The 26253-nt window shown below is 65.0% G+C and carries 28 protein-coding genes; 14 read left to right on the top strand and 14 right to left on the bottom strand.

From position 1 onward, the window contains the following. Position 1: 1 nt before the first annotated feature. The 6 genes from HBA99_RS06645 to HBA99_RS06620 form a co-directional block, all read right to left on the bottom strand. Positions 2-1795 carry an ABC transporter family substrate-binding protein gene (locus HBA99_RS06645; RefSeq protein WP_070951359.1) on the bottom strand — a complete coding sequence of 598 codons (1794 nt, stop codon included), beginning with the start codon at positions 1793-1795 and terminating at the stop codon, positions 2-4. Positions 1796-1844: 49 nt separating this feature from the next. After that, the gene (locus HBA99_RS06640) at positions 1845-3737 is read right to left on the bottom strand and encodes an alkyl/aryl-sulfatase (protein WP_070951360.1); all 1893 of its coding nucleotides are present in this window, start codon (positions 3735-3737) and stop codon (positions 1845-1847) included. A 94-nt stretch (positions 3738-3831) separates the two neighbouring features. Further along, positions 3832-4230 carry a nitroreductase family deazaflavin-dependent oxidoreductase gene (locus HBA99_RS06635; RefSeq protein WP_199345360.1) on the bottom strand — a complete coding sequence of 133 codons (399 nt, stop codon included), beginning with the start codon at positions 4228-4230 and terminating at the stop codon, positions 3832-3834. A gap of 38 nt (positions 4231-4268) precedes the next feature. Next, positions 4269-4649, bottom strand: a complete 381-nt coding sequence (locus tag HBA99_RS06630; RefSeq protein WP_064408085.1) for a VOC family protein — start codon at positions 4647-4649, stop codon at positions 4269-4271. A 9-nt stretch (positions 4650-4658) separates the two neighbouring features. Then, on the bottom strand, positions 4659-6563 hold the full coding sequence (gene typA, locus HBA99_RS06625; RefSeq protein WP_046252884.1) for a translational GTPase TypA: 1905 nt from the start codon (positions 6561-6563) through the stop codon (positions 4659-4661). A 263-nt stretch (positions 6564-6826) separates the two neighbouring features. Then, the gene (locus tag HBA99_RS06620) at positions 6827-7222 is read right to left on the bottom strand and encodes a (deoxy)nucleoside triphosphate pyrophosphohydrolase (RefSeq protein ID WP_070922625.1); all 396 of its coding nucleotides are present in this window, start codon (positions 7220-7222) and stop codon (positions 6827-6829) included. A gap of 26 nt (positions 7223-7248) precedes the next feature. Between HBA99_RS06620 and HBA99_RS06615 the strand changes: the two genes are divergently transcribed. Beyond that, positions 7249-7533 carry a 4a-hydroxytetrahydrobiopterin dehydratase gene (locus HBA99_RS06615; protein ID WP_070951361.1) on the top strand — a complete coding sequence of 95 codons (285 nt, stop codon included), beginning with the start codon at positions 7249-7251 and terminating at the stop codon, positions 7531-7533. 128 nt (positions 7534-7661) lie between these two features. Here HBA99_RS06615 and purU read toward each other — a convergent pair whose 3' ends face one another. Genes purU through HBA99_RS06600 form a run of 3 tightly spaced genes read right to left on the bottom strand, consistent with a single transcriptional unit; the run spans position 7662 to position 10674 of the window. After that, a complete protein-coding gene (purU, locus tag HBA99_RS06610) occupies positions 7662-8561 on the bottom strand; it encodes a formyltetrahydrofolate deformylase (RefSeq protein ID WP_070952308.1) in 900 nt (299 codons plus the stop codon). 12 nt (positions 8562-8573) lie between these two features. Continuing rightward, positions 8574-9380: an SDR family oxidoreductase gene (locus tag HBA99_RS06605; protein ID WP_070951362.1), complete on the bottom strand. Its 807-nt coding sequence runs from the start codon at positions 9378-9380 to the stop codon at positions 8574-8576. Between the two features lie 10 nt (positions 9381-9390). Continuing rightward, positions 9391-10674, bottom strand: a complete 1284-nt coding sequence (locus HBA99_RS06600; protein ID WP_411550964.1) for a mannosyltransferase — start codon at positions 10672-10674, stop codon at positions 9391-9393. A gap of 96 nt (positions 10675-10770) precedes the next feature. Between HBA99_RS06600 and HBA99_RS06595 the strand changes: the two genes are divergently transcribed. Then, positions 10771-11421: a hypothetical protein gene (locus tag HBA99_RS06595; protein WP_030094755.1), complete on the top strand. Its 651-nt coding sequence runs from the start codon at positions 10771-10773 to the stop codon at positions 11419-11421. 29 nt (positions 11422-11450) lie between these two features. On the opposite strand, the gene HBA99_RS06590 is transcribed toward HBA99_RS06595, so the two are convergent. Further along, positions 11451-12026, bottom strand: coding sequence for an HhH-GPD-type base excision DNA repair protein (locus tag HBA99_RS06590; protein ID WP_030094754.1), 576 nt, complete (start codon positions 12024-12026; stop codon positions 11451-11453). A 116-nt stretch (positions 12027-12142) separates the two neighbouring features. Here HBA99_RS06590 and HBA99_RS06585 point away from each other — a divergent pair, with 116 nt between their 5' ends. The 7 genes from HBA99_RS06585 (at position 12143) to HBA99_RS06555 (ending at position 18863) form a co-directional block, all read left to right on the top strand. Further along, entirely contained in the window at positions 12143-12436 is a 294-nt protein-coding gene (locus tag HBA99_RS06585) for a hypothetical protein (protein WP_057963867.1), read from the top strand. Beyond that, positions 12433-13461: a TPR repeat domain-containing protein gene (locus tag HBA99_RS06580; protein WP_070951363.1), complete on the top strand. Its 1029-nt coding sequence runs from the start codon at positions 12433-12435 to the stop codon at positions 13459-13461. The genes HBA99_RS06585 and HBA99_RS06580 overlap by 4 nt, the downstream gene beginning before the upstream one ends. Before the next feature lie 123 nt (positions 13462-13584). Further along, a complete protein-coding gene (locus HBA99_RS06575) occupies positions 13585-13917 on the top strand; it encodes a DUF485 domain-containing protein (RefSeq protein ID WP_070920328.1) in 333 nt (110 codons plus the stop codon). After that, positions 13914-15548, top strand: a complete 1635-nt coding sequence (locus HBA99_RS06570) for a solute symporter family protein (RefSeq protein ID WP_109494140.1) — start codon at positions 13914-13916, stop codon at positions 15546-15548. The genes HBA99_RS06575 and HBA99_RS06570 overlap by 4 nt, the downstream gene beginning before the upstream one ends. 44 nt (positions 15549-15592) lie before the next feature. After that, on the top strand, positions 15593-16801 hold the full coding sequence (locus HBA99_RS06565; protein ID WP_070951364.1) for an MFS transporter: 1209 nt from the start codon (positions 15593-15595) through the stop codon (positions 16799-16801). 281 nt (positions 16802-17082) lie between these two features. Then, positions 17083-17472 (top strand): hypothetical protein, encoded by a 390-nt coding sequence (locus HBA99_RS06560; protein WP_070952310.1) that lies wholly within the window; start codon positions 17083-17085, stop codon positions 17470-17472. 89 nt (positions 17473-17561) lie between these two features. Next, the gene (locus tag HBA99_RS06555) at positions 17562-18863 is read left to right on the top strand and encodes an acyltransferase family protein (RefSeq protein ID WP_070951365.1); all 1302 of its coding nucleotides are present in this window, start codon (positions 17562-17564) and stop codon (positions 18861-18863) included. On the opposite strand, the gene HBA99_RS06550 is transcribed toward HBA99_RS06555, so the two are convergent. Next, on the bottom strand, positions 18860-19045 hold the full coding sequence (locus HBA99_RS06550; protein WP_070951366.1) for a DUF5302 domain-containing protein: 186 nt from the start codon (positions 19043-19045) through the stop codon (positions 18860-18862). The two genes, HBA99_RS06555 and HBA99_RS06550, sit on opposite strands and share 4 nt — an antisense overlap. A gap of 60 nt (positions 19046-19105) precedes the next feature. Between HBA99_RS06550 and HBA99_RS06545 the strand changes: the two genes are divergently transcribed. The 3 genes from HBA99_RS06545 to HBA99_RS06535 are packed head-to-tail and all read left to right on the top strand — an operon-like array spanning position 19106 to position 21301. Beyond that, positions 19106-19954: a class I SAM-dependent methyltransferase gene (locus HBA99_RS06545; protein ID WP_070951367.1), complete on the top strand. Its 849-nt coding sequence runs from the start codon at positions 19106-19108 to the stop codon at positions 19952-19954. A 2-nt stretch (positions 19955-19956) separates the two neighbouring features. Beyond that, positions 19957-20478, top strand: a complete 522-nt coding sequence (locus HBA99_RS06540; RefSeq protein WP_070951368.1) for a DUF1697 domain-containing protein — start codon at positions 19957-19959, stop codon at positions 20476-20478. A 13-nt stretch (positions 20479-20491) separates the two neighbouring features. Next, positions 20492-21301 (top strand): class I SAM-dependent methyltransferase, encoded by an 810-nt coding sequence (locus HBA99_RS06535; protein WP_070951369.1) that lies wholly within the window; start codon positions 20492-20494, stop codon positions 21299-21301. A 27-nt stretch (positions 21302-21328) separates the two neighbouring features. Here HBA99_RS06535 and HBA99_RS06530 read toward each other — a convergent pair whose 3' ends face one another. Beyond that, a complete protein-coding gene (locus HBA99_RS06530; protein ID WP_070951370.1) occupies positions 21329-21973 on the bottom strand; it encodes a class I SAM-dependent methyltransferase in 645 nt (214 codons plus the stop codon). A gap of 57 nt (positions 21974-22030) precedes the next feature. On the opposite strand from HBA99_RS06530, the gene tpx reads away from it, so the two are divergent. Next, on the top strand, positions 22031-22525 hold the full coding sequence (tpx, locus tag HBA99_RS06525; RefSeq protein WP_030094739.1) for a thiol peroxidase: 495 nt from the start codon (positions 22031-22033) through the stop codon (positions 22523-22525). 4 nt (positions 22526-22529) lie between these two features. After that, the gene (locus HBA99_RS06520; RefSeq protein ID WP_057968177.1) at positions 22530-23342 is read left to right on the top strand and encodes a nuclear transport factor 2 family protein; all 813 of its coding nucleotides are present in this window, start codon (positions 22530-22532) and stop codon (positions 23340-23342) included. On the opposite strand, the gene HBA99_RS06515 is transcribed toward HBA99_RS06520, so the two are convergent. Continuing rightward, positions 23333-23974 (bottom strand): TetR/AcrR family transcriptional regulator, encoded by a 642-nt coding sequence (locus HBA99_RS06515; RefSeq protein ID WP_070917182.1) that lies wholly within the window; start codon positions 23972-23974, stop codon positions 23333-23335. The two genes, HBA99_RS06520 and HBA99_RS06515, sit on opposite strands and share 10 nt — an antisense overlap. After that, the gene (locus HBA99_RS06510) at positions 23967-26177 is read right to left on the bottom strand and encodes an MMPL family transporter (protein WP_070951371.1); all 2211 of its coding nucleotides are present in this window, start codon (positions 26175-26177) and stop codon (positions 23967-23969) included. The genes HBA99_RS06515 and HBA99_RS06510 overlap by 8 nt, the downstream gene beginning before the upstream one ends. Positions 26178-26253 lie beyond the last annotated feature (76 nt).

Genomic DNA, 26253 nt, shown 5'->3' with positions numbered 1-26253 from the left:
GTCATGGGCGGGTCTTCTTCCACTCTCCTGCCGTGGCCACGATTCCCACCGGAACCGCACCGGTCAGCTCGACGTTCTGCACACTGGGCCCGGCCGCGGCGATGGTGGTGTCCTGCATGATCGGCAACACCGTTGCCATCTTCCACAATTGCGGCTCGGCCTGATCGACGACCTTGCCCACATCGGCCTGCCCGGTGAGCGCGGCGTCGATGCTGGCCTGCAGGCCCTCATCGCACAACCCGGTGAGATTGCTCGGGGCGCGAACGGATTCTTCCCGCGCAGGCGGCGCCGGCGTATTGCTCGCCGGTGGCGGGGGCGGTGTCGTGGTGCGGGTCTCGGGCAGCTTGCTCGATTGCAGTGCCGGGCAGCCGTAGCGGGAGGCCAGCACGGTGGCGAGGTCTCCGCCCGACTGGTGCCAGCCGACGATGGCGTCGACGCGGCCGTCCGGAATCGCCTGGCCGTACAGCGTAGGCGGGTCGAGGGCTAGGACGCTGGCCCGCACTCCGGCATTGCGCAGTTGATCGGCGGCGGTGTTGGCGACGGCGACCGACGTCGGATCGTTGGCAGCGGCACCGATCACCAGGCTCAGCGGCTCGCCGTCCCGGGTGATCTGTGGCGGACCTGCCGGGGCGCCGGGTGCCGGCGGTACCTCGACGGCTTCATATCCGGCCTCTTTGAGTAACGCCAGGGCCGCGTCGCGGGTGAGAGCAGTGGGCGCGGTGGGCTTGTATCCGGGGTCCGAGGGGGAACGCACCTGTGCCGCCGCCAGGGTGACGGCGTTGTCGTTGCCGGCGGCCACCGCGGCCAGCAGCCCGACATCCAGCAGTCCGAGCAGCCCGCGGCGCACCTTGGCATCGGTGAGCGTGGGCTGTCCGGCGCGCAAGGTCAGCTGCAAGGTGCGCGGCGCGACGATGCGCGCGGTGCGCACGCCGGGAATGTTGGACAGCTGAGCGAAGGTCACCGCACTGCCGTGCACCTGGGCTACCTGGGTGTCCCCGTTACGGATCGAGTCGGCCAGCACCGTGGGCGCGCCTGCACGCCGGAACAGGATTTCGTCGGGAACCGCGGGTTTGGCCCAGTACCGGTCGTTACGGGCGAGCAGGATCTCGTCACGCTGGGGGTCGATCGCGTCGACCCGGAAGCGTCCCCCGGACGCGGGCATCGACTTGATCAGCCCGGAGGCGAACCCGCCCGGAATGTCCTTCACGATGTGCGCGGGCAGCAGATCGGTGAACAGCTCGCGCCAGGCCGGGTATCTGTGGTCGAAGGTGACGACCACACGCTTGCCGCCGTCACGTGACTGCACGTCGGTGATGTTTCCGTAGCCCGCCGGGTCGACGGTCCCGGGCTGAACGAGCATCTGTTGCCACAGGTAGGAGAAATCGTCGGCACCGATGGGCGCGTTATCGGTCCACTGCGCCTCGGGACGGATCGTGTAGGTGACCGTGAAGGGTTCTTGGCTGGTCTCTTCGGCCGATACCAGCAGCGTCGGGTCCAGCTCCCAGCGTGAGCCGGTGGTGGTCGTCGAGTCGGGCACCGGGCGGAAGGCACTGGGCAGCACCAGCGAGCTGATCGCGGAGTTCACCGGTGACTGATCCGACAGCAGGTGCGGATTGAATCCGGCGCCGATCGAATCGATACCCACCACGATCTGCTCTTTTTTGGGCGGCGGCGGTGTCGTGGAATTGGTGGTTTCGCTGCCTTGCACGGCCGGTGGCGCGCTGACGGAGCACCCCGCGAGCAGCACCACACCGAGTACTGCGCACAGTCGCAGGCGCGGTGACTCGATCAGCATGAGGACCAACCTTATCGGTGGGGTGGCGCGTGGCGCCCGCGGCAACCGGTCAGGGGGTCACGATCGCAAAGTTGGGATCGGGCTGATCGAGCACGGCGACCAGCCGCGCGAATCCGGTCACGTCGCCGTCCACGGTGATCTCGCCCGAAGCGACAAGCTGCGCCGGGTCCGTGCCATCCAGCAGAACCTTGATGAGGATCGGCCGGGTAAGAGTGAAGGTCACGTCGGCCTCACTGATGTCCGCGGGCCGGTCATAGTGCACCAGCACGCCGTTGCGCAGCTCCACGCGGTGCACGCGATCCTCGTCGGTGAAACGCCAATCGCTGACGAAGCGTTCATCCCAGGCCTTCGGGCCGTTGATGCGCAGCGAAAGCGCGTCAAAGACCTGATCCACCGTCAGCGCCGCCACCACCGAGGGCGAACCGACCGTGATGGGAGTCCCGACGTTGCCATGAGACAGTTCGTAGGCGCCCATTAGGTAGAAATTACGCCAGGTGGCGTTCTCCGATCCGTAACCGAGTTGCTGAAAACAGCTGGCCTGCAACGCCTTGGCCGCTTCGTTGGCCGGATCGGCGAAGATCACATAGTTGACCACCTGGGCCACCCATCGATAGTCGCCCTCCTCAAAGGCGATGCGCGCCTTACGTAGCACCTCCTCGGCGCCACCCATGAACTCGACGTGCCGCTGCGCGTTCGCGACCGGTGGATGCTCCCAGAGGTGCGCCGGATTGCCGTCGAACCAGCCCATGTAGCGCTGGTAGATCGCCTTGACGTTGTGGCTGACCGACCCGTAGTAGCCGCGCGCATGCCACGCGTTGGCAAGGGCCGGGGGAAGCTGCAGCGACTCGGCGATCTCGGAGCCCACCAGCCCCTGGTTGAGCTGGCGCAGCGTCTGATCGTGCAGGTAGGCATACAAATCTCGCTGCAGGGCAAGGTATTCCACCAGAAGTTCGGTCCCCCAGGTGGGCCAATGGTGCGAGGCGAACACCACGTCGGAAGCACGCGCGTACAGGTTGATGGCCTCGGTGATGTAGCGCGCCCACACGTGCGGATCACGGACCAGTGCGCCGCGCAGGGTCAGCAGATTGTGCAGGGTGTGCGTGGCGTTCTCGGCCATACAGAGCGCGCGGCGCTGCGGGAAGTGGAAATTCATCTCCGCGGGCGCCTCGGTGCCCGGCGTGAGCTGGAAGACCATGCGCACTCCGTCTATGGTCTCTTCCTGCCCGGTATGGGTGATGTCGAGAGTCGGCGGAATCAGCGTGACGGTGCCGATGGAATTGGTTTGGCCCAGGCCGGAGCCCACCTGCCCCAGCGGCCCCCTCGGCAGCACGGCACCGTACATGTACACAGCCCGGCGCGTCATCGCGGTTCCCGCATACACGTTCTCGGCCACCGCATGTTCCAGGAATCCCGCCGGGGCCAGGACTGGGCAGTGACCCGCCTCGACATCCTCCGCGCTCACCACCCCCAGCGCGCCCCCGAAATGGTCGGCGTGGGAATGGGTGTAGATCAGCCCGGTCACCGGGCGATCGCCCCGATGACTCCGGTAGAGCGCCAATGCGGCAGCGGCGGTTTCCGCGGACACCAGCGGGTCGATCACGATGACCCCGCGCTCCCCCTCGACGAGCGTCATGTTGGAGATATCCAGGCCGCGTACTTGGTAGATGCCCTCAGTGACGAGGTACAGCCCCTGCCTGATGTTCAGGCCGCACTGCCGCCACAGGCTCGGGTGCACCGATGCCGGGCAGCTGTCACGCAAGAAGCCGTAGGAGTCGTTGTCCCACACTGTTTTTCCGGAATCATCGGTGACGATGCCCGGTTCCAGGGCCGCGATGAATCCCCTGTCGGCGTCGTCCTGGTCCGCGGTATTGGCGAACGGAAGCTCCTGCGCCGCCGCCACGTTCTGTTCGATGATGCGCGATGTGGGCTGGGTCTGCTCCATATCGCGATAGTACCCACAGGCCCCTTCGAGTGATCGCGAAAGCCGTTATCCCTCAAACGAGTTCATTGAGCCAGGGCAACCGCCGTTACCAAAGTCAGTCGAGGTCGACCCGGACGGTCAAAAGTTCGGTGCCCACGGCACGGACCACCGCACTATTGGCCGTCGGCAGCTGCTGCAGCCGCGCGCGGGCGTCATCCTCGGGAAGCAGGTGCGCGGTGCCGGTGCGCCATTGGTCGCGGATTCGCAGCCGCACCGCCGGGTTGGCCTTGATGTTGCGCACATAGTCGGAGTGATCGCCATGTTCGGAGACCAACCAGAATTGGTCACCGACGAGGCGCCCGCCGATCGCGGTGTGCCGCGGCTGTCCGGATTTGCGGCCTGTGGTTTCCAGCATCACGACCGGCAGTTTTCGTCCCACCGGGTTGACGAGATACCGCTGTGCGTTGTGAACCACGAGGCGCTTGATGGAGTTGAAATCAACAACGCCATGCAGTCTGCTCCCATTCCGGCGGCGATGCGAGACAGCGAGCCTCAAAGCTCCTTGAGGCGAGCTTTGAGCAGGCAGAACTCGTTGCCTTCGGGGTCGGCCAAGACATGCCATTGCTCCTGGCCGGTCTGACCGATGTCGGCCGGACGTGCGCCGAGCTTCAGGAGGCGTTCGAGCTCGGCGTCCTGATCGCGGTCGGTGGGGTTGACGTCGATATGCAGCCGCGATTTCCCGGAGCGCGGCTCAGCACTGAAACTCAGGAACAGCGTCGGCTGCGGGCCGCCGAACCCCTCGCGGGGTCCGATCTCCAGCGAGCCGTCTTCCTCACGACTCAGCACGACGAAGTCCAGAACCTCGCACCAGAACCGTGCCAGCGCCTCCGGGTCGCGACAATCGAGCACGAGCTCGCTGATACGACAGGCCATCGGCCAAACCTAGCTGTTGTTGGCGGCTGCCTTCGCGCGTGAGCGATTGCGCGCCCGGGTGTTGGCATCCAGGTCAACCTTGCGCACGCGCACGATTTCCGGGGTCACCTCGACACATTCGTCGGCCGCGCAGAACTCCATGGCCTGCTCGAGGTCGAGCTCGATGGGCCGTGCCAGGGTCTCCATGACATCGGCGGTCGACGAGCGCATGTTCGTCAGCTTCTTCTCGCGGGTGACGTTGACGTCAAGATCCTCGGCACGCGGGTTGATCCCGACGACCTGGCCCTCGTAGGTGTCTTCACCGGGCTCCACGAAGAACTGCCCGCGGTCGGCGAGCTGGATCATCGCGAATGGGGTGATGCTGCCGGTCCGGTCGGACACGAGCGATCCGGTGTGCCGCGCGCGGATCTCGCCCGCCCACGGGCGGTAACCCTCGAAGACGGCGTTCGCGATGCCGGTGCCGCGGGTCAGCGTCAGGAAGTCGGTGCGGAATCCGATGAGGCCACGCGACGGCACGATGAAGTCCATGCGGACCCATCCCGCGGCATGGTTGGCCATCTCTTCCATGCGGCCCTTGCGGGCGGCCATCAGCTGAGTGATGGCACCCACGAATTCCTCGGGACAGTCGATGGTCATGGCCTCAAACGGCTCGTGCAGCTTGCCGTCGATCTGCCGGGTGACCACCTGAGGCTTGCCAACGGTCAGTTCGAAGCCCTCACGGCGCATCTGTTCGACGAGGATGGCCAGCGCCAGCTCTCCACGGCCCTGCACCTCCCAGGCGTCTGGACGGCCGATGTCGACGACCTTGATGGACACGTTGCCGACGAGCTCCGAGTCCAGCCGCGACTTGACCATGCGTGCGGTCAGCTTGTGCCCCGACACCTTGCCGGCCAGCGGTGAGCTGTTGGTGCCGATGGTCACCGAGATGGCGGGCTCATCGACGGTGATGCGCGGCAGCGCGTGCGCGTGATCGGGGTCGGCGAGCGTGTCGCCGATCATGATCTCCGACATACCCGCAACGGCGACGATGTCACCGGCGACCGCCTCTTCGGTGGGGCTGCGGTCGACACCCTCGGTGGCGAGCAGCTCGGTGATCTTCGCGTTGGTGATGACGGGGTGGCCATCTACTTCGCGCATCCAGGCGATCTGCTGACCCTTGCGGATCCGTCCGTTGTAAATGCGGATCAGCGCGAGCCGACCCAGGAACGCCGAAGCATCCAGGTTGGTGACGAGGGCCTGCAGCGGCGCCTCGGGGTCACCCTTGGGCGGCGGGATGTGCTCGAGCAGGACGTCGAAGAGCGGGTCGAGGTTCTCGCCGTCCGGGTTCTCCCCGTTCGGGGGCTCGGTGGTGCTGGCGATGCCGGCGCGGCCCGATGCGTACAGCGTGGGCAGATCGAGCGCCTTCTCCGCGGCCGCCTGTGCTTCCTCATCGAGGTCAGAGGCCACATCGAGCAGCAGGTCGTGGCTCTCCTCGACCACCTCGGCGATGCGCGCATCGGGTCGGTCGGTCTTGTTGACGACGAGGATCACCGGCAGGTGCGCGGAAAGCGCCTTGCGCAGCACGAACCGGGTCTGCGGGAGGGGCCCCTCGGAGGCGTCCACCAGCAGCAGCACTCCGTCGACCATCGACAGGCCGCGCTCCACCTCGCCGCCGAAGTCGGCGTGGCCGGGGGTGTCGATGACGTTGATGACCGTCATGGAGCCATCCGCATGGTGCCGGTGCACCGCGGTGTTCTTGGCCAGGATGGTGATGCCCTTTTCCTTCTCCAGATCACCGGAGTCCATCAGGCGCTCGACGGCGTCATCACCTCGGTGCGTGAGCGCACCCGATTGTTTGAGCATCGCGTCGACCAGGGTTGTCTTGCCGTGGTCGACGTGCGCAACAATGGCTACGTTCCGGAAACTGTGGGTCACGTCTGCCAATTCTGGCAGTGAGGACCCCTGTTCACGAAACTGGCGTTATCACGTGTGACGCCCGACATAGACACAAACACAGCCCAAGACACTTTTAGACCCAGAAGTAGGACCCCTCAGTGAAGGCCAGCAAGGTCGCACGACTCAAGCCCAAGAAGAAGTGCTGTAAGAGCAAACCACGCTGTATGAAGTGCCCTCTTGTGGTGCACAAGATGCAGAAAGCCGAGCAGCACGGGCTCTCCGACAAGGAACTCAAGAAGGTGCTACACCGGGCGCGGGCCCACTAGCGCCGCCCGCAGCGCGGGGATCCACCCCGCGTCAGCGGCGACCCACTCCACCGTGTCGAGTTCGTCGGCGGTGACCCAGCGCAGGGCCAGATGCTCATGCGGGTGCGGGATGCCGCCGTCGTGCAAGCGTGCGAGATAGGCACGCAGCACCAGATTCCCGACGACGACGTCCTCGCCGATGCGGGTGTCAACCTCGACCTCGATCCCGAGTTCCTCGCGTAGCTCCCGGGCAAGTGCCTGTGGCTCCGATTCGCCCTCGGCGACCTTGCCGCCCGGAAGCTCCCACTGTCCGGCCAACTCGGCAGGTTTGGACCGCTGCGCGATAAGCAGCTTGTCGCCATCGATCACCGCACCCGCGACCACTATCGCCATGGTGGTCGACGCTATACGTTGAGTTGATGGCCCTGCTCACCGATGACCAGATCAACGCAGCGCTCGCCGAGCTTCCCGGGTGGACCCGCGAGGGCGACTCCCTGCGCCGCACGGTCAAGTTCGACGCCTTTCTCGACGGAATCGACGCGGTACGCCGCATCGCCGAGCACGCGGAAGCCGCCGATCATCACCCCGATATCGATATCCGATGGCGCACCGTGACATTCGTGCTGTCCACGCATTCCGAAGGTGGCATCACCGACAAGGATCTGGCACTGGCCGAAACCATCGACACGCAGACCGACCGCTAGGTCCATGCCACATCGGCCCTGCCCGCGTCTATGCGACAAACGTGTTACCGGCTCTGCACTGCCCTAGTTGTCGCATAGACGCGGGCAACAGGACAGTGGATGCCGAGGAACTCGGGCGCTGCGGACTTTTACAAGATCGCGGTGACGTTGCCGTGTCGCATGACCCGGTCCTCGCAGTGCCAGGCAACCGCACGCGACAGCACCAGGCGTTCCACATCGGAACCGAGCCGCACCAGGTCTTCGACGGTGTGCGTGTGGTCGACCCGGATCACGTCCTGCTCGATGATCGGCCCCTCGTCCAGCTCCGCTGTCACGTAATGCGCTGTGGCGCCGATCATTTTCACGCCGCGTTCCCGCGCACGGCGATACGGCATGGCGCCGGTGAACGCGGGGAGAAATGAATGGTGGATGTTGATCAGCGGGCAACTGATCTCGTTGAGAAATTCCGGCGACAGGATCTGCATGTATCGAGCCAGGACCACCAGGTCGACGTTTCCCTGCAGCAGGTCCAGCTGCTTGCGTTCGGCTTCGGCGCGGTTCTCGCGAGTTGCCGGGATATGCACGAAGGGCAGCCCAAATGAGCGCACCTGATCGGCAAGATCGGGGTGGTTGGAGATCACCATCACGATCGACATGTCGAGTTCGCCGCGACGGTTGCGCCACAACAGGTCCAGCAGGCAGTGATCTGTACGCGACACCATGATCGCGACTCTCTTGGGCTTGGCGGCCTCACTGAATCGGTACTGGATGTCGAATTCTTCAGCGATGGAAGCGAATCGCTTCTCCATGTCTTCGCGTGCGGCGCTGAGCCCGGAACGGTGAAAGACGGTGCGCTGCATGAACCAGCCACCCTGCGGTTCCGTCGAGTACTGCGCCAGCGAGATGATGCTCGCGCCGGCCTCGGCCAGGAACGCGCTGACGGCGGCGACCACGCCGATCCGGTCGGGGCATTGCAGCAGCAGCCTGCCGATGTCCTTGGAGTGGAAGGCATCCGACGAGCCCGTGGGGTGGGCCCCTTGGGGAGATATGGGAAACACGCCCTACCCCACCTTCAGTCCGTGCATGCGCGCCAAGAACTTCAGGAACAGCCGGGCGGGCAGTAGCCGTTGCGCGGCCATGATGAGCGGGGCGTTACTGCCCTTGGCGTACAAAGGCTTCGGGTTCGGATTCAGCGCCACGTCCACAACCAGGCGGGCCAGGTCATCGGTGGCCATGCCGTGCTGTTCCCGCGCGGCCATGGCCGCGTCGACCGTCCGGAATGCTTCGCGGTAGGCGGATCCCTCGGCCACGATGCGATTGCGCCGCGTCTCGATCCCCGTGGCGATGACGCCGGGTTCCACGGTGCTTACCGTTATCCCGAACGGCGCGACCTCGTACCGCAGGCAGTCGGCCACGGTGTGCAATGCCGATTTAGCCGAGCTGTAGGTCGACCGAAAGGGCACGTGCAAGGTGCCTGCCATCGACCCCACCATCACGATGGCGCCGCGGCGCCGTTCCCGCATCCCGGGTAGCACCGCTTTGGTAAGCGCCACGGGCCCAAAGACATTGGTGGTATACAGCTTCTCGAAGTCATCGATGGAGATGTCTTCCAGCGCGCCGATCTGACTTTCTCCGGCGTTGTTGACCAGGATGTCCACCTCGCCCGCCTGCGCGACACATTCGGCGATGCTGGCCTTGTCGGTTTGGTCCAGCCGCAGATACTGCACCCCGGCGATGCGGTCGGTGATGGTGTCCGGATTACGGCTGGTACCGAAGACGCGGTGCCCGCGCTCGACGAAGATCCGGGCCGCGCTCGCGCCGATCCCGCTGGAAGCACCGGTGACCAGGACGGTCCAATGTTCAGGCATGGCCGCAACGCTAGCCGGTGGGCGAAACTTCCCGATTCCAAGCCCGTGACCTGATCCCCGTCACCGCCATCCAGGTCAACGTCGCCATTGCCGCCACAATGTCCACCAGCCCGGCCCATGCCAATGGCCAGGGCCGGTCGATGCGCCAGATGTCCGGTTGGGCGAAGCTGAGCAGCCACGGCACCCCGACCAGTAACAGCACCAGCCATCCGTACCCAAAGATCTTCGCGCCCAGTTTTTCTCGCCAGGGCCCGTGGAGCAGCCACACCATGAACGGAACCATCCACACCCAATGGTGTGTCCACGAGATGGGCGAGATGAGCAGACCGAACATCTGCACCACGCAGATCCGCCCCAACCTGTCGTCCACGGCCCGCCAGGCGAAAAAGGCCAGCACCGCTGTCACCAGGTATGCCACCAGCACCAGTGCTCCCGAGCCCGCGTCGTGGCCGAGAATCCTGGAGATCCCGCCCCGCCAGGACTGGTTGAACACGGTGGCGATCGGCCCGATCCGGTCCGGCTTACCCAACAGATCGGTGAAGTAGTAGCGCCCCTGCTCCCCGACCACCGCGATGCCCACCAGCACGGTCAGCACAAAGACCACCGCGGCCCAGATGGCGGTCGCCCAGCGGCGCGCACCCAGGAAGTAGAGGCCGGAGACCAAAGGAGTCAGCTTCACCCCGCCTGCGAGTCCCACCAGCGTTCCGGAGATCCACCACCGTGACGACGTCACCGCCAGCAAGATCAGCAGCATCAACAACACATTGATTTGCCCGTAGTCCAGGGTCGAACGCACCGGTTCGGTCCACATGGTCACGGCCGTCCACACGGCGGCCCCACGCGCGTCGTCGAATCCGAGTAACCGCTGACTCAGCCGGACCACCGCGTAGAGCGCGGCGATGGTGCCCAGAATCCAGCACAGTCCGAGCAGACTGAACGGAAGCAGGTGCAGCGGCCAGAACACCACTGCCGCAAAGGGCGGATAGGTGAAGGGCAGCGGAAAGTCCGGCGTCTTGTCCGGGTAGGTGAACTCGTAGAGATTGCCGTGGCCCAGAGTTGCCGGACCGCTGACGTACACATGCAGGTCCACAAGGTCGGCACCGTGCGGCGTTAGGTACGCCCAGGCGAGGCGCACCGCGACACTCAGCGCCAACAGCCACGGACCCCATTCGCGGACACGCCGCCACGCCGACGCGCCGCGTGTCGAAACCTGGGGCTCGGCATTCGCCCTGGTCGGCTCTGTTCTCATCGGGGCTTCGATAACCTCGCTCACTCGTTTTGGTAACGGTTCCATCTACGCCACACGCGTCACTTGAGTAACACGCGTAACGGATTACCTTGGCGTTTAACACCAGTAATCACGTCTAGCGAAACAGCATTGGAGTTCAATATGTCACGGATCACCAACGTCTTCATGGGCGCGTCGATCGCGGCCTTCGCGTCGGCCGGCCTGGCGCTGGGCCTGGCGTCGACCGCCAGCGCTGACCCCATCCCCGCCCCGGGGCCGAACCCGACCAACCCCGCCGCGATCCTGGGCCAGGCAGCTTCGGGCTTCGGTAACGCGCCCGCCGCCGCACCGGTTGCTCCCGCAGCACCCGCCGCCATCGCCGCACCGGCCGCACCGGCGCTGCCCGCCGTCGCTCCCGCGGCACCGGCTGCTCAGGTTCCGGGCCTGGCTCCTGCCGCACCGGCTGCTCAGGTTCCGGGCCTGGCGCCCGCCGCACCTGCGCTGCCTCCGGCCGCTCAGGCACTGACGCCGGCAGCCGCCCAGGCGCTGTCCCCCGCGTCTGTTCCCGCAACCAGCAGCGTGCCCGGCGTTTCGCAGATCCCCGGCGCAGACGGTGTCACCCAGACCGTTGATCTGTGGGCCACCAACCTGCCCAAGCTGCTGCCTGCCGGAGTGCAGCAGACGCTGATTCCGCCGGCCCTGGTCAACGGAATCCCGGCAGCCGCAGCGGCTCCCGTCGCCGGGCTGCCCGCCGCGACCGCTCCCGGTGTTGGGGTGGTCCCGTCGGCACCGCTGTTCGCGGCGCTGCCGTAGTTCACGACACAAGCGAGGCGGTCAGGGCTTTATGCCTTGGCCGCCTTTGCTTTTGCCGCAGCCTTCATTTCTTTCTTGTGGGCGCGCACCAGCCCCAGCGACTCGCCGTCGACGACGTCCGCAACCGACAGATGGGTGTCCTTCTCGCCATAATTTCCGGCGGCCTTGCGCCAATCCTTCGGCTGCACCCCGTATTGCTTGCCGAGCAGCGCCACAAAGATCTTTGCCTTCTGCTCACCGAAACCAGGCAGCGCCTTGAGCCGCTTGAGCAGCTCGGCCCCGTTCGGATCGCCGGTCTTCCAGATGTTCTCGGCGCGGCCGTCGTACTCATCAACGATCTCCTGCGCGAGCACCTGGACGCGCTTGGCCATCGAGCCGGGGAAGCGATGGATCGCGGGCCGTTCGGAGCATAAGGCCACAAACTTGTCGGGGTCGTATTCCGCAATCTGGTGCGCGTCGATACCGCCGATCCGGTCGGCGATCTTCTTCGGCCCGGCGAACGCCACTTCCATCGGGATCTGTTGATCGAGGAGCATGGCGATCAGAAGCGCTAGCGGATTCTCCTCCAGCAACTCATCGGCGGCCGGATCTTGCGCAAGCTGCAATTTCGCCAATGTGACATTCCTTCCTTCTGAACTTTGACAACGCCAGCGGTGCTACGCTACGGCAACTTGGGCGACCAAGATCACAGTGTTCGGGGAGGCTGCCGCTGTCAGGCCAATTGGACGTTGATCTAGAGGCGTTGCGCAAGCTGTCGCCGGAATTACGAGAACAGGCCCACAAACTGTGCAGCCGGGCCGACAACCCCACGAGGGTCGAAGCGGGGGATGCTCCATCGCTGACCGCCGTCAGACGACTGGTCACCGAAGTCATCCCCGAGCTACAGCGCATGTTCGCGGCGCGCTGCGTCAACATGGCTGACTTGTCCGAGCAAGCACAGACCCGGTTCGGGGATACCGAAGAGTACGTGCGCCAAACCATCCTTTCGGCCGCGTCCCTGTCGAGGCCGCAATGAAGTCGGATTACTCGGCCAGACGGCTGTTGACCAACCATCCCGAACAGTCGATCGTGCCGTTGCGCCTGGCGATGCTGACCGCCACCGAACTGCAACATCGCGCCCAGGACTACAAACATTCGGTCGACATGCCCGGCGGCCTTCCGTGGGACGGTGAAACCGCGCGCGCGGTCCAGGACACCGCGGCCAGTGACGAGAAGACGATCTACCTGGCCACCCAGGTGCTGCTCGATGACGCCCCGAAGGCCTTGGTCACCTTGGAGTTCCAGTCGATTGAGTACCGCCGCGAGGCGGTCGACCTGTACAACGAGGCCAGCGACCACGGCTACACCGTGGCCGAGGACCTCACCGTCAGCTGGAACATGCAGCCCGATGCCAGCTCGGAGGTCATCGAGAAGGCGAATCAAAGCGCCGCCAAGTTCACGCGGATGATGCGCAAGGCCTACGACAAGTGGTGGGCCGCCGAACTGGAAGCCCAGCAGCAGATCGACGCCATCTGCGATGAGTTGGCGGCCTCGTTCAACCCCTTCTGCGGGCTGACTCCCGCACAGGGAAATCGGGACGGGGAGCATTTTCAGGCGGACAGCCAGCGCGATCAGAGCGTGCTGAGCAGGGTCAACGCGGCATCACTCTTGGATGATCGGCAGCTCAAGGATCTCGCCGCGGGTAAGAGCGTCACCATCCCGTCCAACCAGCTGCAGTATCTGTACGAGTTCGCGCAGTCTTTCGATGGGAAGTCCGCCACCGAGATCGCCGCGATCAAAGCTGCGCTGCCCGAGGAATCCCGCGACGCGATGACGCGGGCATTCGATCTGGTCTCCAACAATCAGGTCAAGTCCGGCGTGCCCTTCACCGATGGCGCCCTGAAGAACTTCATCCCCGACGTCGGCTCCGAGCCACGTCTGCCCGACGGCATCGTCAGCGAAACAATCCACCTGCCTCCGGTCGAACCGACCGATGCCGAGAAGTTCTTGCGCGCGGTCAACCAGCAGTACGGGGATGAATCGGTACACCGGAGCGTGTGAGCGGTCGCTCCCGCAGCCGGTCAGGTGAACACCTGACAAACCAGCGCCAGAAACCCCGCCGCTGTGACTCAGCTCTCATTACGCTCTCCCAGCACCCTTACAGGTACCCATAAGGAGCCAGCGTTGACCGCGATCGATCCTAGCGAGCTGTCCACCGAACGAGCCCTGGAAATCCAGAGCAGCCCGGAGTTTCAGGAACTTCGGAAGACATTGCGACGCTTTGTTTTTCCCATGACGGCATTCTTTCTCGCGTGGTACGGCCTGTACCTGGTGCTGGGCGCGTTCGCCCATGACTTTATGGCGATCAAACTCGTCGGCAACATCAACGTGGGACTCGTGCTGGGCCTTGGCCAGTTCCTCACGACCTTCGTCATCACCGGCCTCTACGTCAGATTCGCCAACCGCGAGCTGGATCCGAAGGCCGCGGCCATCCGCGCCGAGGTGGAACAGGCATGAGCACCATATCGACGCTGGCGGCCGAAACCGTCGGTAATCCGGCCACTAACATCGCGATCTTCACCGTCTTCGTCGCCGTCACCCTCTACCTCGTCATCCGGGCCAGCGGCAGCAACAAGACCGCAGAGGGCTTCTTCACCGGCGGCCGCGCCTTCTCCGGCCCACAGAACGGCATCGCCATCGCCGGCGACTACCTTTCCGCCGCAAGCTTTCTCGGAATCGCCGGGGCCATCGCGGTGTACGGCTATGACGGCTTCCTGTACTCCATTGGATTCCTGGTGGCCTGGCTGGTGGCCCTGCTTCTCGTGGCCGAATTACTGCGCAACACAGGCAAGTTCACCATGGCCGATGTGCTGAGCTTCCGGCTCAGGCAGCGCCCGGTGCGTCTGGCGGCGGCCACGTCCACCCTGACGGTGTCACTGTTCTACCTACTCGCGCAGATGGCGGGTGCCGGAGGCCTGGTGGCACTCCTGCTCAACATTCACAGTCGATGGGGCCAATCGATTGTGATCGGCGTGGTTGGTGTCCTCATGATCGTCTACGTCCTGGTGGGCGGAATGAAGGGCACCACCTGGGTGCAGATCATCAAGGCGGTCTTGCTGATCAGCGGCGCCGCGCTCATGACGGCTGCGGTATTCGCCAAGTTCGGTTTCAACTTCTCCGACATCATCGGCGCGGCGCAGCACGCCGTGTCCGACAGTCACACCAAAGGTGTTGCGTCCCGCGATGTTCTGGCGCCGGGCGCCCAGTACGGCGGCTCGTTGACGTCGAAGATCAACTTCCTGTCGCTCGGACTCGCGCTGGTGCTGGGCACCGCCGGCCTCCCCCACGTCTTGATGCGCTTCTACACCGTGCCCACCGCCAAGGAGGCGCGGCGTTCGGTGGTGTGGGCGATCGGACTGATTGGCGCCTTCTATCTGTTCACCCTGGCGCTGGGCTACGGCGCCGCGGCGCTCGTCGGACCCGATCGCATCCTGGCGGCGGCGGGCGGGCAGAACTCGGCCGCACCACTGTTGGCCTTCGAACTCGGCGGAGTGATCCTGCTGGCGGTGATCTCGGCGGTGGCCTTCGCCACGATTCTCGCGGTGGTGGCCGGGCTGACGATCACCGCATCGGCCTCCTTCGCACATGACATCTACGCCTCGGTCATCAAGGGCCACAATGTCTCTGAAGCAGAGCAGGTCCGGGTGTCCCGGATCACCGCAGTGGTGCTGGGTGTCATCGCGATCGGGCTCGGCATCCTGGCCAACGGGCAGAACGTCGCGTTCCTGGTGGCGCTTGCCTTCGCGGTCGCGGCGGCGGCCAATCTGCCGACCATCGTGTACTCGCTGTACTGGGCGCGGTTCAACACCCGCGGCGCGTTGTGGAGCATGTACGGCGGCCTGATCTCCACCATCGTGCTCATCGTCTTCTCCCCCGCCGTCTCCGGCGCCAAGACCGCGATGATCCCCGGGGCCGACTTCGCCTTGTTCCCGCTCGCCAATCCGGGCATCGTGTCGATTCCACTGGCCTTCCTGCTGGGCATCATCGGGACGCTCACCTCCAGCGACAAGGGCGATCCCGGGTTGAACGCCGAGATGGAGGTGCGCTCCCTGACGGGCATCGGCGCAGAAAAGGCGATTGCGCACTGATCGTGGCGGAATGAGACAGCCCCGCCCGTGACTTACATTGGGTTGTGATTGCTCGCTTGCGCCGCTCAGCCGCGTTCATCCTGCTGGCGTTCAGCTTCTCGGCGGTCATGATCGGCACCACAATGCCGACTCCCATGTACGCGTTGTACTCGCAGCAGATGCATTTTTCCGTGCTCACCACCACGGTCGTCTATGCCACCTATGCCGCAGGCGTGCTGTTCGCGCTGCTGATGTTCGGCGGCTGGTCCGATGTTCTCGGCCGTCGTCCACTGTTGCTGACCGGAGCCGGGTTCGCCATCCTCAGCTCGGTCATCTTCCTGTTCGTCGACTCGGTTCCGCTGCTGCTGGTCGCGCGCATCGTCTCGGGACTGTCCGCAGGGTTTTTCACCGGTGCCGCTACCGTCGCCGTCATCGAGGCAGCACCCGAGCAATGGCGGGGACGGGCCGCCGCCGTGGCCACCATCGCCAACACCGGCGGCCTTGGATTGGGCCCCTTGGTGGCCGGTGTTCTCGTTCAGTACGCACCCTGGCCCACACATCTGGCCTTCATCGTTCATATCGGACTTGTGTCGATCGCCGTGGTCGCGCTGCTCTTGGCACCCGAGACCGCACCGCGGCACGGAAAACTTGGTGTGCAACGCCTTTCGCTGCCTCCCGAGGTCCGGGTGACATTCGCGGCAGCAGCGACGGCGGGATTCGCGGGATTCGCGGCACTCGGATCCTTCACGGCGGTGGCACCCGGGTTCCTGTCCGGGGTACTCGGCATCGACAACCACGCGGTGGCCGGGGCAAGTGTCTTCCTGACTTTCGGATCTTCTTGTGTGGCACAGATTCTCGTCCGGCAGGTACCGGCCGCCAAAGCGCTGATCCTTGGCTGCGCCATCCTGCTGACCGGGATGCTGCTCGTTGTGGTGGCCCTGCATACCTCGTCACTGCCCTGGTATCTGGCCAGCGCCGTCGTGGTGGGCATCGGACAGGGCATCAGCTTCAGCCGCGGACTCGCCTCCATCGCCGACCGGACCCCCGAGGACAACCGTGCCGAAGTGACCTCCAGCTACTTCGTGGTCGCCTATGTGGGAATCGCGCTACCGGTCATCGGCGAGGGCCTGGCCGCCCAAGCATGGGGACTGCGCACCGCGGGCGTCACGTTCGCACTCGCCGTGGCCGCCCTGGCCGCGCTGTGCCTGATCGCCGTCATCTGGCAAGAACGCCCGCGCCGGGTGGAACCGGACGCACCGGTGAGCACCGGCTAATCAAGATCTGTTGCCCCCACACCCCATGACCACAGCTGTACTGCCGAAAAGGTTGGTAGCACAGCACAGTTCGCACACCCCCGCCTAGACACTCGGATCAGAAATCGTTCATCCGATAGGGGTTGTCCGGGCTGTGGATCGGCGCTAAGTTGTCGGCGACCCCCGCCTACTTCGGGGTCATTACCGGTCTTTTCAGAAGGAGTCGATGGGTCGTGCCTGAAGTCGTGCCGGATGACGGCGAAGCCCCAGTCATTGTCAGCCTCGTCGATGCGGCGGTGCACATGTACGCCTCCGCCATCGACACCCTGCCCGAACCCAACGACGCCGAATACGGCGAACGCGTCGCCGTCGTCCTGAGCGGACTGCGCAAGCTTGAGGGCGCGATCTCGAAGGCCGCCGGCCGCAGCCGCGTGACGCCGTCGGTGATCGTCGCGCTGAGCGGGGTGCGCCATCGCTACGACGATCTGATGAAGGATGCGGCCAACAGCCCCAGCGCAACGCTGGGCCAGCGTCTGTACACCGCACGTCGGCGCGCCCGGCTCACCGCACAGGAAACCGCCAATGGCGCAGGCCTCAAGGTCGGCTTCCTGACGGCGGTCGAGTCCGAGGAGCAGGTCACCGAGGACGAGGCCGCCAAGATCAAGGACCTCATCGCCGCGCTCGGCGGCTAGTCCTACGCGGCGGGCCCAGGGGAAACTACCTAGCGAGATCGCGTAGCGACGCGCTGTGTCGGTGATCGGCACTCGGCGACGCTAGGTGCATGACGATGACTCTGGGCCTGCCCACCGCCGATGAGGTGGGCGCCGCCACGGCGGCAACGCGCGACCGCGCACTCGACGTGATCCGGATCGTGTCGCTGGTCGGCGTGGTCCTCGGGCACACCGTCATGGCGGTGAGCGCCATCGACAACGGCGTGTTGTTGTGGGGCAACCTGCTCAACGGTCGCCCCGTTTTCCAGGCACTCACCTGGGTTTTCCAGATCATGCCGCTGTTCTTCTTCGCCGGGGTTGCCGCGAGCGTGGGCTCCTGGAAGCCCGGAACCAGCTGGGGATCCTGGCTCATGCACCGCTGCACCCGCCTGTACCGCCCGGTGTTCTACTACCTGGGCTTCTGGGCGGTGGCGCTGCTGATTCTCCGGCAGATCCTGCCGCTGCACGTATACGAGCCGGTCGCGGGGGTAAGCACCCAGCTCCTGTGGTTCCTGGGCGCCTACGTGCTGGTGCTAGCGGCGGTTCCGCTGCTTGCCCGCATCACGACCGCGCGGAGCATGCTCGGCGCGCTGGCCGGGATCTATCTGGGTATCGCGGCAGTTGACGTGCTGCGGCTGGGGCTGGGGGCTCCCGCCGGCATCGGATACGTGAACTTCGTGGTGTGGCTGCTGCCGGCGGTTCTAGGCGTGGGGTACCGCCGGCAGCTGATCACCCAGAAGGCGGCGCTGATACTCGCCGCAGCTGTTTTCGCGATCAACATCGCGCTGGTGACATTCGGCCCGTACACCATCAGCCTGGTCGGGGTGGCCGGCCAGAAGGTGCCGAACATGATCCCGCCGTCGCTGGTGTTGGCCGGGCACGCGATCGTCCTGTCGGCATTGGCCATCGCAGCGATGCCTGCCATCAATCGATGGGCTCAGCGCCCACGGGTCTGGTGGGCCGTGGCCATCGGCAACTCGGGCGCGATGACGCTGTACCTCTGGCACATGCCCGCGCTGCTGGGCATGCACCTGGTGTTCGATTTCCTGGGATTCCCCCGATACGACACCACGGCAACGAATTTCGTCTTCTTGTCAGTGCTTCAGGTGGTGACGATGACCATCCTGGTGACGGGCCTCTTCCTGGCCCTGCGGCCGCTGGAGAACAACCCCTTGCCCGGCTGGGACGGCGGCTACGTCGCGCATCCCGGTGTGCGCAGCGCGGCCGTCGGGGTAGCGCTGATGGCCGCCGGCGGGTTCACCCTGGCGTCAGTGGTGTGGGGGCTCAAGGGCTTTGGCCTCGTGTGCTGGGTGGTGGTGCTGGCCGGGCTGATCATCGCCCGGTCACTGGCCAGCCAGAGGCGAGTGGCTTAACCGCTCTTACGGCGGAATTCGCGATGCGAGCCGGCCCGGCCATGTGCATGGGTCGGCTTCCTTGCGGTGTCCTTGTGGTCGGCGGCGGCGTTGGCCTTGTTGTTCTTGCGGTCAAGGGCCTCGCGGAACTTGCGCTTGGCATCATCCGCGGCCGAGTCTCCGCCCGCCTTCGATTCGGTCATACCGGTCAGCCTAACCAAGGGGCAGTCCTATCGTCGCCCCATTTCACTAGCATCAGCGTCATGACCGAGTCTGATGCTCTTCGCCCCAGCGGCTCATCGAGGATCAGCGGAGACAGCCTGGAGGGCGTCTCGGCTACCACCCTGTGGACTCTGCACAACCGCGGAACCGAAGCCAAGCGGCCGGACGGTGTGATCAAGGATCCGCTGGCCGCGGAACTCTTCGATGCCATCGAGTACGACTACCGCAAGTTCGGGCGCCCGTCGCAATCGCACGGGCTGCGGGCACTGGCCTTCGACACGCAGGCACGTGTGTATCTGGCGACGCATCCCCGGGCAGCGATCGTCGCACTTGCCGAGGGCCTGCAGACCAGCTTCTGGCGCCTTGGCGGCGCCGAACCCACAGCCCAATTCACTTGGTACTCAGTTGATCTGCCGCCGGTGATGGAACTGCGCAACAAACTACTGCCGGAGAACCAGCGGATCGTCGGGCTGGCACAGTCGGCCCTGGACCTGAGTTGGATCGATCGGGTCGACGCCTCAGAGGGCGCGTTCATCACAGCCGAGGGCCTACTTATGTACCTGCAGCCGGAGGAATCTCTGGGGCTGATCGAGGCCTGCGCCAAGCGTTTTCCCGGTGGCCAGATGATGTTCGACAACATTCCGCACTGGTTCAGCAGGCGCACCCTGCAGGGGCTCAGGTTGTCGGACCGCTATGTGGCCCCGCCGATGCCGTTCGCGCTGACTCCCGACGAAGGCGAGGCCCTGACGTCAATTCCGGGAGTGGTGGCCGCCGTCGACATACCGCTGCAGCCCGGCCGTGGTCTCTGGAAGTTCGTCAACTCCAAGCGCCTTGATCGTGGATTTCTGCGCCGGACACGTCCCTCCATGACGCTGCTGCAGTTCGGATAGCCGTGACCAGGTACGCCGCCCTGCTGCGCGGAGTGAACGTTGGTGGCATCACCATGAAGATGGCCGATGTCCGCGACGCCCTCACCGCTGATGGATTCGCTGGTGTGACAACAATTCTCGCCAGCGGCAATGTGCTGCTGGACTCTAGCGATACCGCCTCCGCGGTCAAGGAACGGCTACAGCGGGTACTCGGCGATCGCTTCGGTTACGAGGCCTGGGTGCTGGTGTACGACCTGGACACGGTCGGCCGCATCATCGATGCGTTCCCGTGGGAGCCTGATATCGAGGACGTGCACTCCTACGTGATGTTCTGCAGCGACCCTGCGGTGCTCACCGAACTGGCAGCCCTTGGCGGCGAGCTCGATGACAGTGAACGCATCGCCGCCGGTGATGGCGTGCTGTATTGGCAGGTGCCCAAGTCGCAGACCCTGGCCAGCCCCGTCGGTAAGACGATGGGCAAGAAGCGGTACAAGTCGACGACGACCACCCGCAACCTGCGGACGTTGCACAAACTCGTTCGCTAGTACTGTGGCTGGCATGGCTGCCATTGATGCCCGCCACCTCGACGGGGTGTCGGAGACCGCGCTCATCACGCTGAATCAGCGGGCCACCGAGGCGAACCGGCCCGACGGCGTTCTTGAGGACCCGATGGCTATCGTGCTGCGCGACAGCCTCGATTACGACTACCACCACTTTGGTCGCACCCACCAGGGAATCGCGCTGCGGGCGTTGACCTTTGACAACATTTCCAACGACTATCTCGCGGCTCACCCACGTGCCACGGTGGTGGCGCTGGCCGAGGGTCTGCAGACCAGTTTCTGGCGCATCGACAACGGCGAGCTGAACTGGTTGTCCGTCGACCTGGAACCCATCGTGCGGTTGCGTCAGCAGTTGCTTCCGCCCTCTGATCGGCTCCGCTACATCGCGCAGTCCGCACTCGAGCACTCCTGGATGGACCAGGTCGACGACTCCAACGGCGTCCTGATCACCGCCGAGGGGCTGTTTATGTACCTGGAGCGCGATGTGGTGTTCGACCTCATCGCCGCCTGCGCTAAGCGCTTTCCCGGCGGGTGGATGGTCTTCGACACCATCCCCTGGTTGATGAGCGTCTATTCGCAGCGGCGCGGCTGGAAGCTCAGCGAGCACTACACGGTGCCGCCCATGCCGTTCTCCTTCACCGCGCACCAATACGGACAGCTACGGGCCCTTGACGGCGTGCGCACGGTGCGTGAGGTGCGGATGCCTCCCGGACGTGGAAACTTCCTGAAGCTGGCCACGCCCCTGTTCTACGACCTGCCGTTCTCTGACCGGATCAGGCCGGCGATGACGGTCGTCGAATTCGGTTGATCCGCGGGCGCTCCCAGCGCGTCTGCACTACGCGGGTTTGACCGCGCGGCCGATCACGATCGACGAGGACGGCATCGGGATTCCGAATATCTTCAGCCAGTCGTCGCGCCGTTCCTCGATCTGGAACCCGGCCCGCTCGAGCGCTGCCAGCGTGTCGCGGTGCGTATGGCAATTCCCGAACAATCGGGGCCAGAACGTCGCGTCGACCACGCGCTGAGCCACTCCGAGCGCGCCCCCGTGGGCGACGTGCTCAAAGAAACGCACCTCACCGCCGGGCTTGAGCACTTCGAATGCCTGCGCGGCGGCACGATCGGGGTCACCGACCGAACACAACACCAGCGAGCACACCACCGCATCGAATCGGTCCTCGCCGGTGACGGTGAGATCCTCGAACACGCCGGCGGTCACCGTCACCGGGATCGCAGCGGCAGCGGCCGCATCCTCGGCCTGCGGACGCAGCCCGGATTCGGGTTCCAGGGCCGTCACCGACGTCACGGTGTTCGGGTACAGCGAGAAGTTCGAGCCGGTGCCCGCGCCCACCTCCAGGACGCGTCCGGTCAGGCCCCGCAGATTCTCGGCGCGCAGCTCCTTGATCTCTGGAGGTTCGCGCCGCGCGATGGCGGACCACGTTGCCGAGAAGAACCGGTTATCGAAGCTGACGGGCGTCGTCATGCCTCCAACCTAACCCCGCTGATGCAAACAGCACACGAACTCTGGAACACTGGACCCATGGCACAGATCACGTTGCGCGGAAACCCCATCAACACGGTCGGCGAGCTTCCCGCTGTCGGCTCTCCTGCCCCGGCATTTGAGCTGGTAGGCGCCGATCTCGGCCCTGTGACCAGCGATCAGTACCGGGATAAGCCGGTGATCCTCAACATCTTTCCTTCGATCGACACCCCCGTCTGCCAGACCAGCGTGCGGACCTTCAACCAGCGTGCCGCCGAAGCGGGCGCGCCGGTGCTGTGCGTGTCCAAGGACCTGCCGTTTGCCCAGAAGCGTTTCTGCGGCGCCGAGGGCATCGAGAACGTGGGCACCGCCTCGGCATTCCGCAGCGCGTTCGGTGAGGACTTCGGCATCACCATCGCCGACGGCCCGATGACCGGGCTGCTGGGCCGCGCGATCGTCGTGATCGGCGCCGACGGCAACGTCGCCTACACCGAGCTGGTGCCCGAGATCGCGCAGGAGCCCGACTACGACGCGGTGCTCGGGGCACTGTCCTAAACCGGTGTCCAGCGCACCATTCGCCGACGAGCTGCTGGCGACCGTTCAGGCGTCGCCCGCAGCTGTCGGTGCACACGACAAGGACAGCTGGGTCGGCCTCTTCGCCACCTACGGCCAGGTCAACGACCCGGTGGGTTCGCGGCCTCATATCGGTGAGGCCGCGATCAGCAAGTTCTACGACACCTTCATCGCGCCCAACACCATCGTGTTCGAGGTCGAAAACGATGTGGTTGCCGGGATGTCGGTGCTGCGCGATCTGACCATTCACACCACGATGTCGACCGGCGTCACCATGCACATCCCGATGCACCTGCGCTATGACGTGGTGGAGGACGGGCCGGCCGCATCGCTCAAGATCGATCGGTTGTTCGCGTTCTGGGAATTGCGCGCCATGATCGGCCAGCTGTTGGGCGCCGGTAGCGACGGGCTACTGGCGAGCGCGAAGCTGGGACCGCAGCTGCTGAAGAACCAGGGGCTCAACGGGGTACTGGGGTTCATGCGCGGCCTCAAGGGCGTTCGCGAGACAGGCAAGCAGCGCGTCCAGGAACTGGCGGGCGCCCTGGCTGCCCGGGACGTCCCGACGGTCACCCGGCTGCTCTCCCCCGACGCCTCCCTCTCCCTGGACGGCGTTACCGACGCATCGCTGGCCGAGTTTGTCTCGGCAACAAGTTCATTGACCGTTAACAAGCTGCTGGCCGCGGGCTCCTCGGTGTCGGCCACCGTGCATCTGGGTGATCGGCGCGGAGTCGGGCTCTTCGAGTTCTCCAACAACTCGGCGGCACCGGGCACGTTGGCGTCGGTGCGGCTCTACTTCTGACGCGGCAGCACTGCGGTCAGATCGACATCACTGACCGCCTGTCCCAGGCACGCTGCGCGTAAGGCGTTGTCGGCGAACAGTTCCGCATCACCCCACGGCAGATATGGTTTGGTGACCAGCATCGAGGCCACTCCATGCGCCGCCGACCACAGCTGCAGACCCATTGCGACGGTGTCGCCGTCGGGGTAGAAGCCTTCTTCCACGAGTTCTTGAACCCCCTTGTGCAAGTGCGCAAATGCCGCACTCACCAGCGTTTCGTCCAGTTCGCTGTCATCGCGGGGCGGCGCCGAGGTGGCCAGCCGGTACATCAGCGGGGTCGCGACGGCGAAGCGCACGTACGCCATACCTTGCGCGTGCAGGCGCTCCAGCGTGGTCTGCTGATCAACGGCCGCGGCCACCATCTCATCGTCCAGCCGCTGGTAGTACTGCCCGCACACCGCGTCCATCAGCTCATCCTTGTCCGCGAAATGCAGATAGATCGACGGTGGGGTCACACCGATCTTGCGGGCCACCTCACGGATCGACGGCGCACGCAGCTCCTTGGCCTCCAGGACAAGTTCGATTGCGGCGTCGATGATTTCGTCGCGCAGTTGGTCTCCTTCACCGCGCGACGAACGCGGACGCTTAGTCACTGAATCCGATTCGGTCATGGAGTTTGACGAGCGGTTTAGGTGCCCACCAGTTGTAGCGCCCGAGCATTCGCATGAACGAGGGCACCAGCAGCATCCGGATGATGGTGGCGTCGACCACGATCGCGATGGTCAGTCCGGTGCCGAACATGCGCATGAAGGACACCTGCGCGGCTATCAGCGCGGCAAAGGCGATGGTCATGATCATCGCTGCGGCGGTGACGACCCGCCCGGTGCGGGCCACGCCGAGCGCCACGGCCTCGTCGTTGTCGGCGCGGGTGCGTCCGGATGCCATCCAGTACTCACGGATCCGGGAGATGAGGAACACCTCGTAGTCCATCGACAGCCCAAACGCGATACAGAACAACAGCATCGGCATGGTGGCGACGATCGTTCCGGTGACCTCGGTCCCGAATCCGCCCAGGTGCCCCTCCTGGAAAATCCAGATCAGTGCGCCAAAGGTAGCCGTCAGCGACAACACGTTGAGCACAAGTGCCTTCAGGGGCAGTACCACCGAGCCGGTCAACAGGAACAGCAGCGCAAAGGTGACGATCGCGATGATGGCCAGCACCAAGGGCAGCTTGTCCACGATGCCGTCGACGGCGTCACGGTCCAGTTGCGCTCCCCCACCGATCTTCACCGTGGTATCGCCCGGGCCGGGTAGGGCATGGATGGCGTCGAGCTGACGCTCGGCATCTGCCGTGTAGGGCTTGGCACCCGTCTGCACCGTGAAAAGTGCTGTCCCATCTTTGATCCCGGTTGCACCGGAGGGCGGGCCGACCTTCATGCCCCGGATGAAGGCGCCGGTGGGTGCGGCCACCTCCTTGACGTCCTCGATCTTCGACAGGTCCGTCGCGTACTGATCGATTCCCGACGGCGGCACCGCCCCGATGCCCTCGGCGATGACGGACAGGTTGGTGGAGCTGTTGTTGTTGAAGTTCCGGCGCATCTCGTTGCCGACCTGGTGCACCGAGGCCGACGCGGGCAGCACCCGGTCGTCCGGGAACCCGAACTTGCCGTCAAGGAATGGCAGGCCGAGAACCACCAATGCCGTGACGATCACGACGGCGATCGGAACCGCGCGGGCCATAACGCGTTTGGTGTTCCGATACCAGAACGTCTCGGTGACGTCCTTGGCGACAGGTTCTGGCCTGCCCAGGATCTTACGGATGAGACGGCGCACATCGAGCGCATCGATCCGGTCGCCGAGCAGCGTGACCACTGCTGGCACGATGACCAGTGCCGCGATGGCTCCGACGAAGACCACGGCGACACCCGCGTAGCCGAATGACTTGAGGAAGTACATCGGGAACAAGATCAGCGCCACCAGCGCGAGAGCGACCGTCAGCGCCGAGAACAGCACCGTGCGCCCCGCCGTGGTCATGGTGAGCACCAGCGCCTCATCGCGCGGCTTACCGGCGTTCACCTCTTCGCGATAGCGGCTGATGATCAACAGCGAGTAGTCAATAGCAAGCGCCAATCCCATTGCGACGGCGAGGTTCAACGCGAACACCGATACGTCGGTGACGAACGTCAGGCCCCGCAGGATCGACATCGCCCCCACGATCGAGAACACCCCGACCACCAGGGGCAGTAGCGCCGCGTAGAGGCCACCGAAGATCCAGACCAGCACCACGAAGCTGATCGGAATCGCGATCGATTCCATGACCAGCAGGTCCTTCTCGGACTGCGTGACGATCTGGTTGTAGAGGGTGGCGACTCCTCCGGCCTTGATCGAGACGCCGTCGCGATCGACGGCGAGCGACTTAATGAGAGTCGCGGCGTGCTTTTGCGCGTCGTTCTCGCCACCGGTCAGTCCAGCGACGATCAGCCCGGACTTGCCGTCCGTGCCGAAGAGGTCCTCGGCGACGGGCGGCGGCGCCGTCCACGCCGAGGTCAGGTTGAGCACGTCGCCGGATTCTTTGAGCTGGCGCTCCAGATCGCTTGCGACGGCGCGCATCTGCGGGCTCTTCACACCCTGCTCGCTGGTGAGCATGAAGACCAGGGACTGGTCGCTGATGCCGAATTTGTCCGCGAGAACCCGTGTCACATGGGCAGACTCGGAGTTGGGGTCCTGCTGCCCGCCCGCGGCGAGATGCTTGGTGACCGGTACGCCGAAGATGGCGGCCGCTATGGCGATAAGTAGTGCCGCACCGAGTACGAGGCGAGGTGCCGCGATAACCGATCGAGCCAAACGTTCCAGCATCGCAACGCCTTCCTCCAGAGAATAACGGCGTTAAGTTATCAGCGATAAGTTAGGCGGTCAAGGTTCCGAGCGTCCC

Source organism: Mycobacteroides chelonae, assembly GCF_016767715.1.
Lineage (GTDB): Bacteria > Actinomycetota > Actinomycetes > Mycobacteriales > Mycobacteriaceae > Mycobacterium > Mycobacterium gwanakae.
This window is presented reverse-complemented; position numbering and strand designations above follow the sequence as displayed.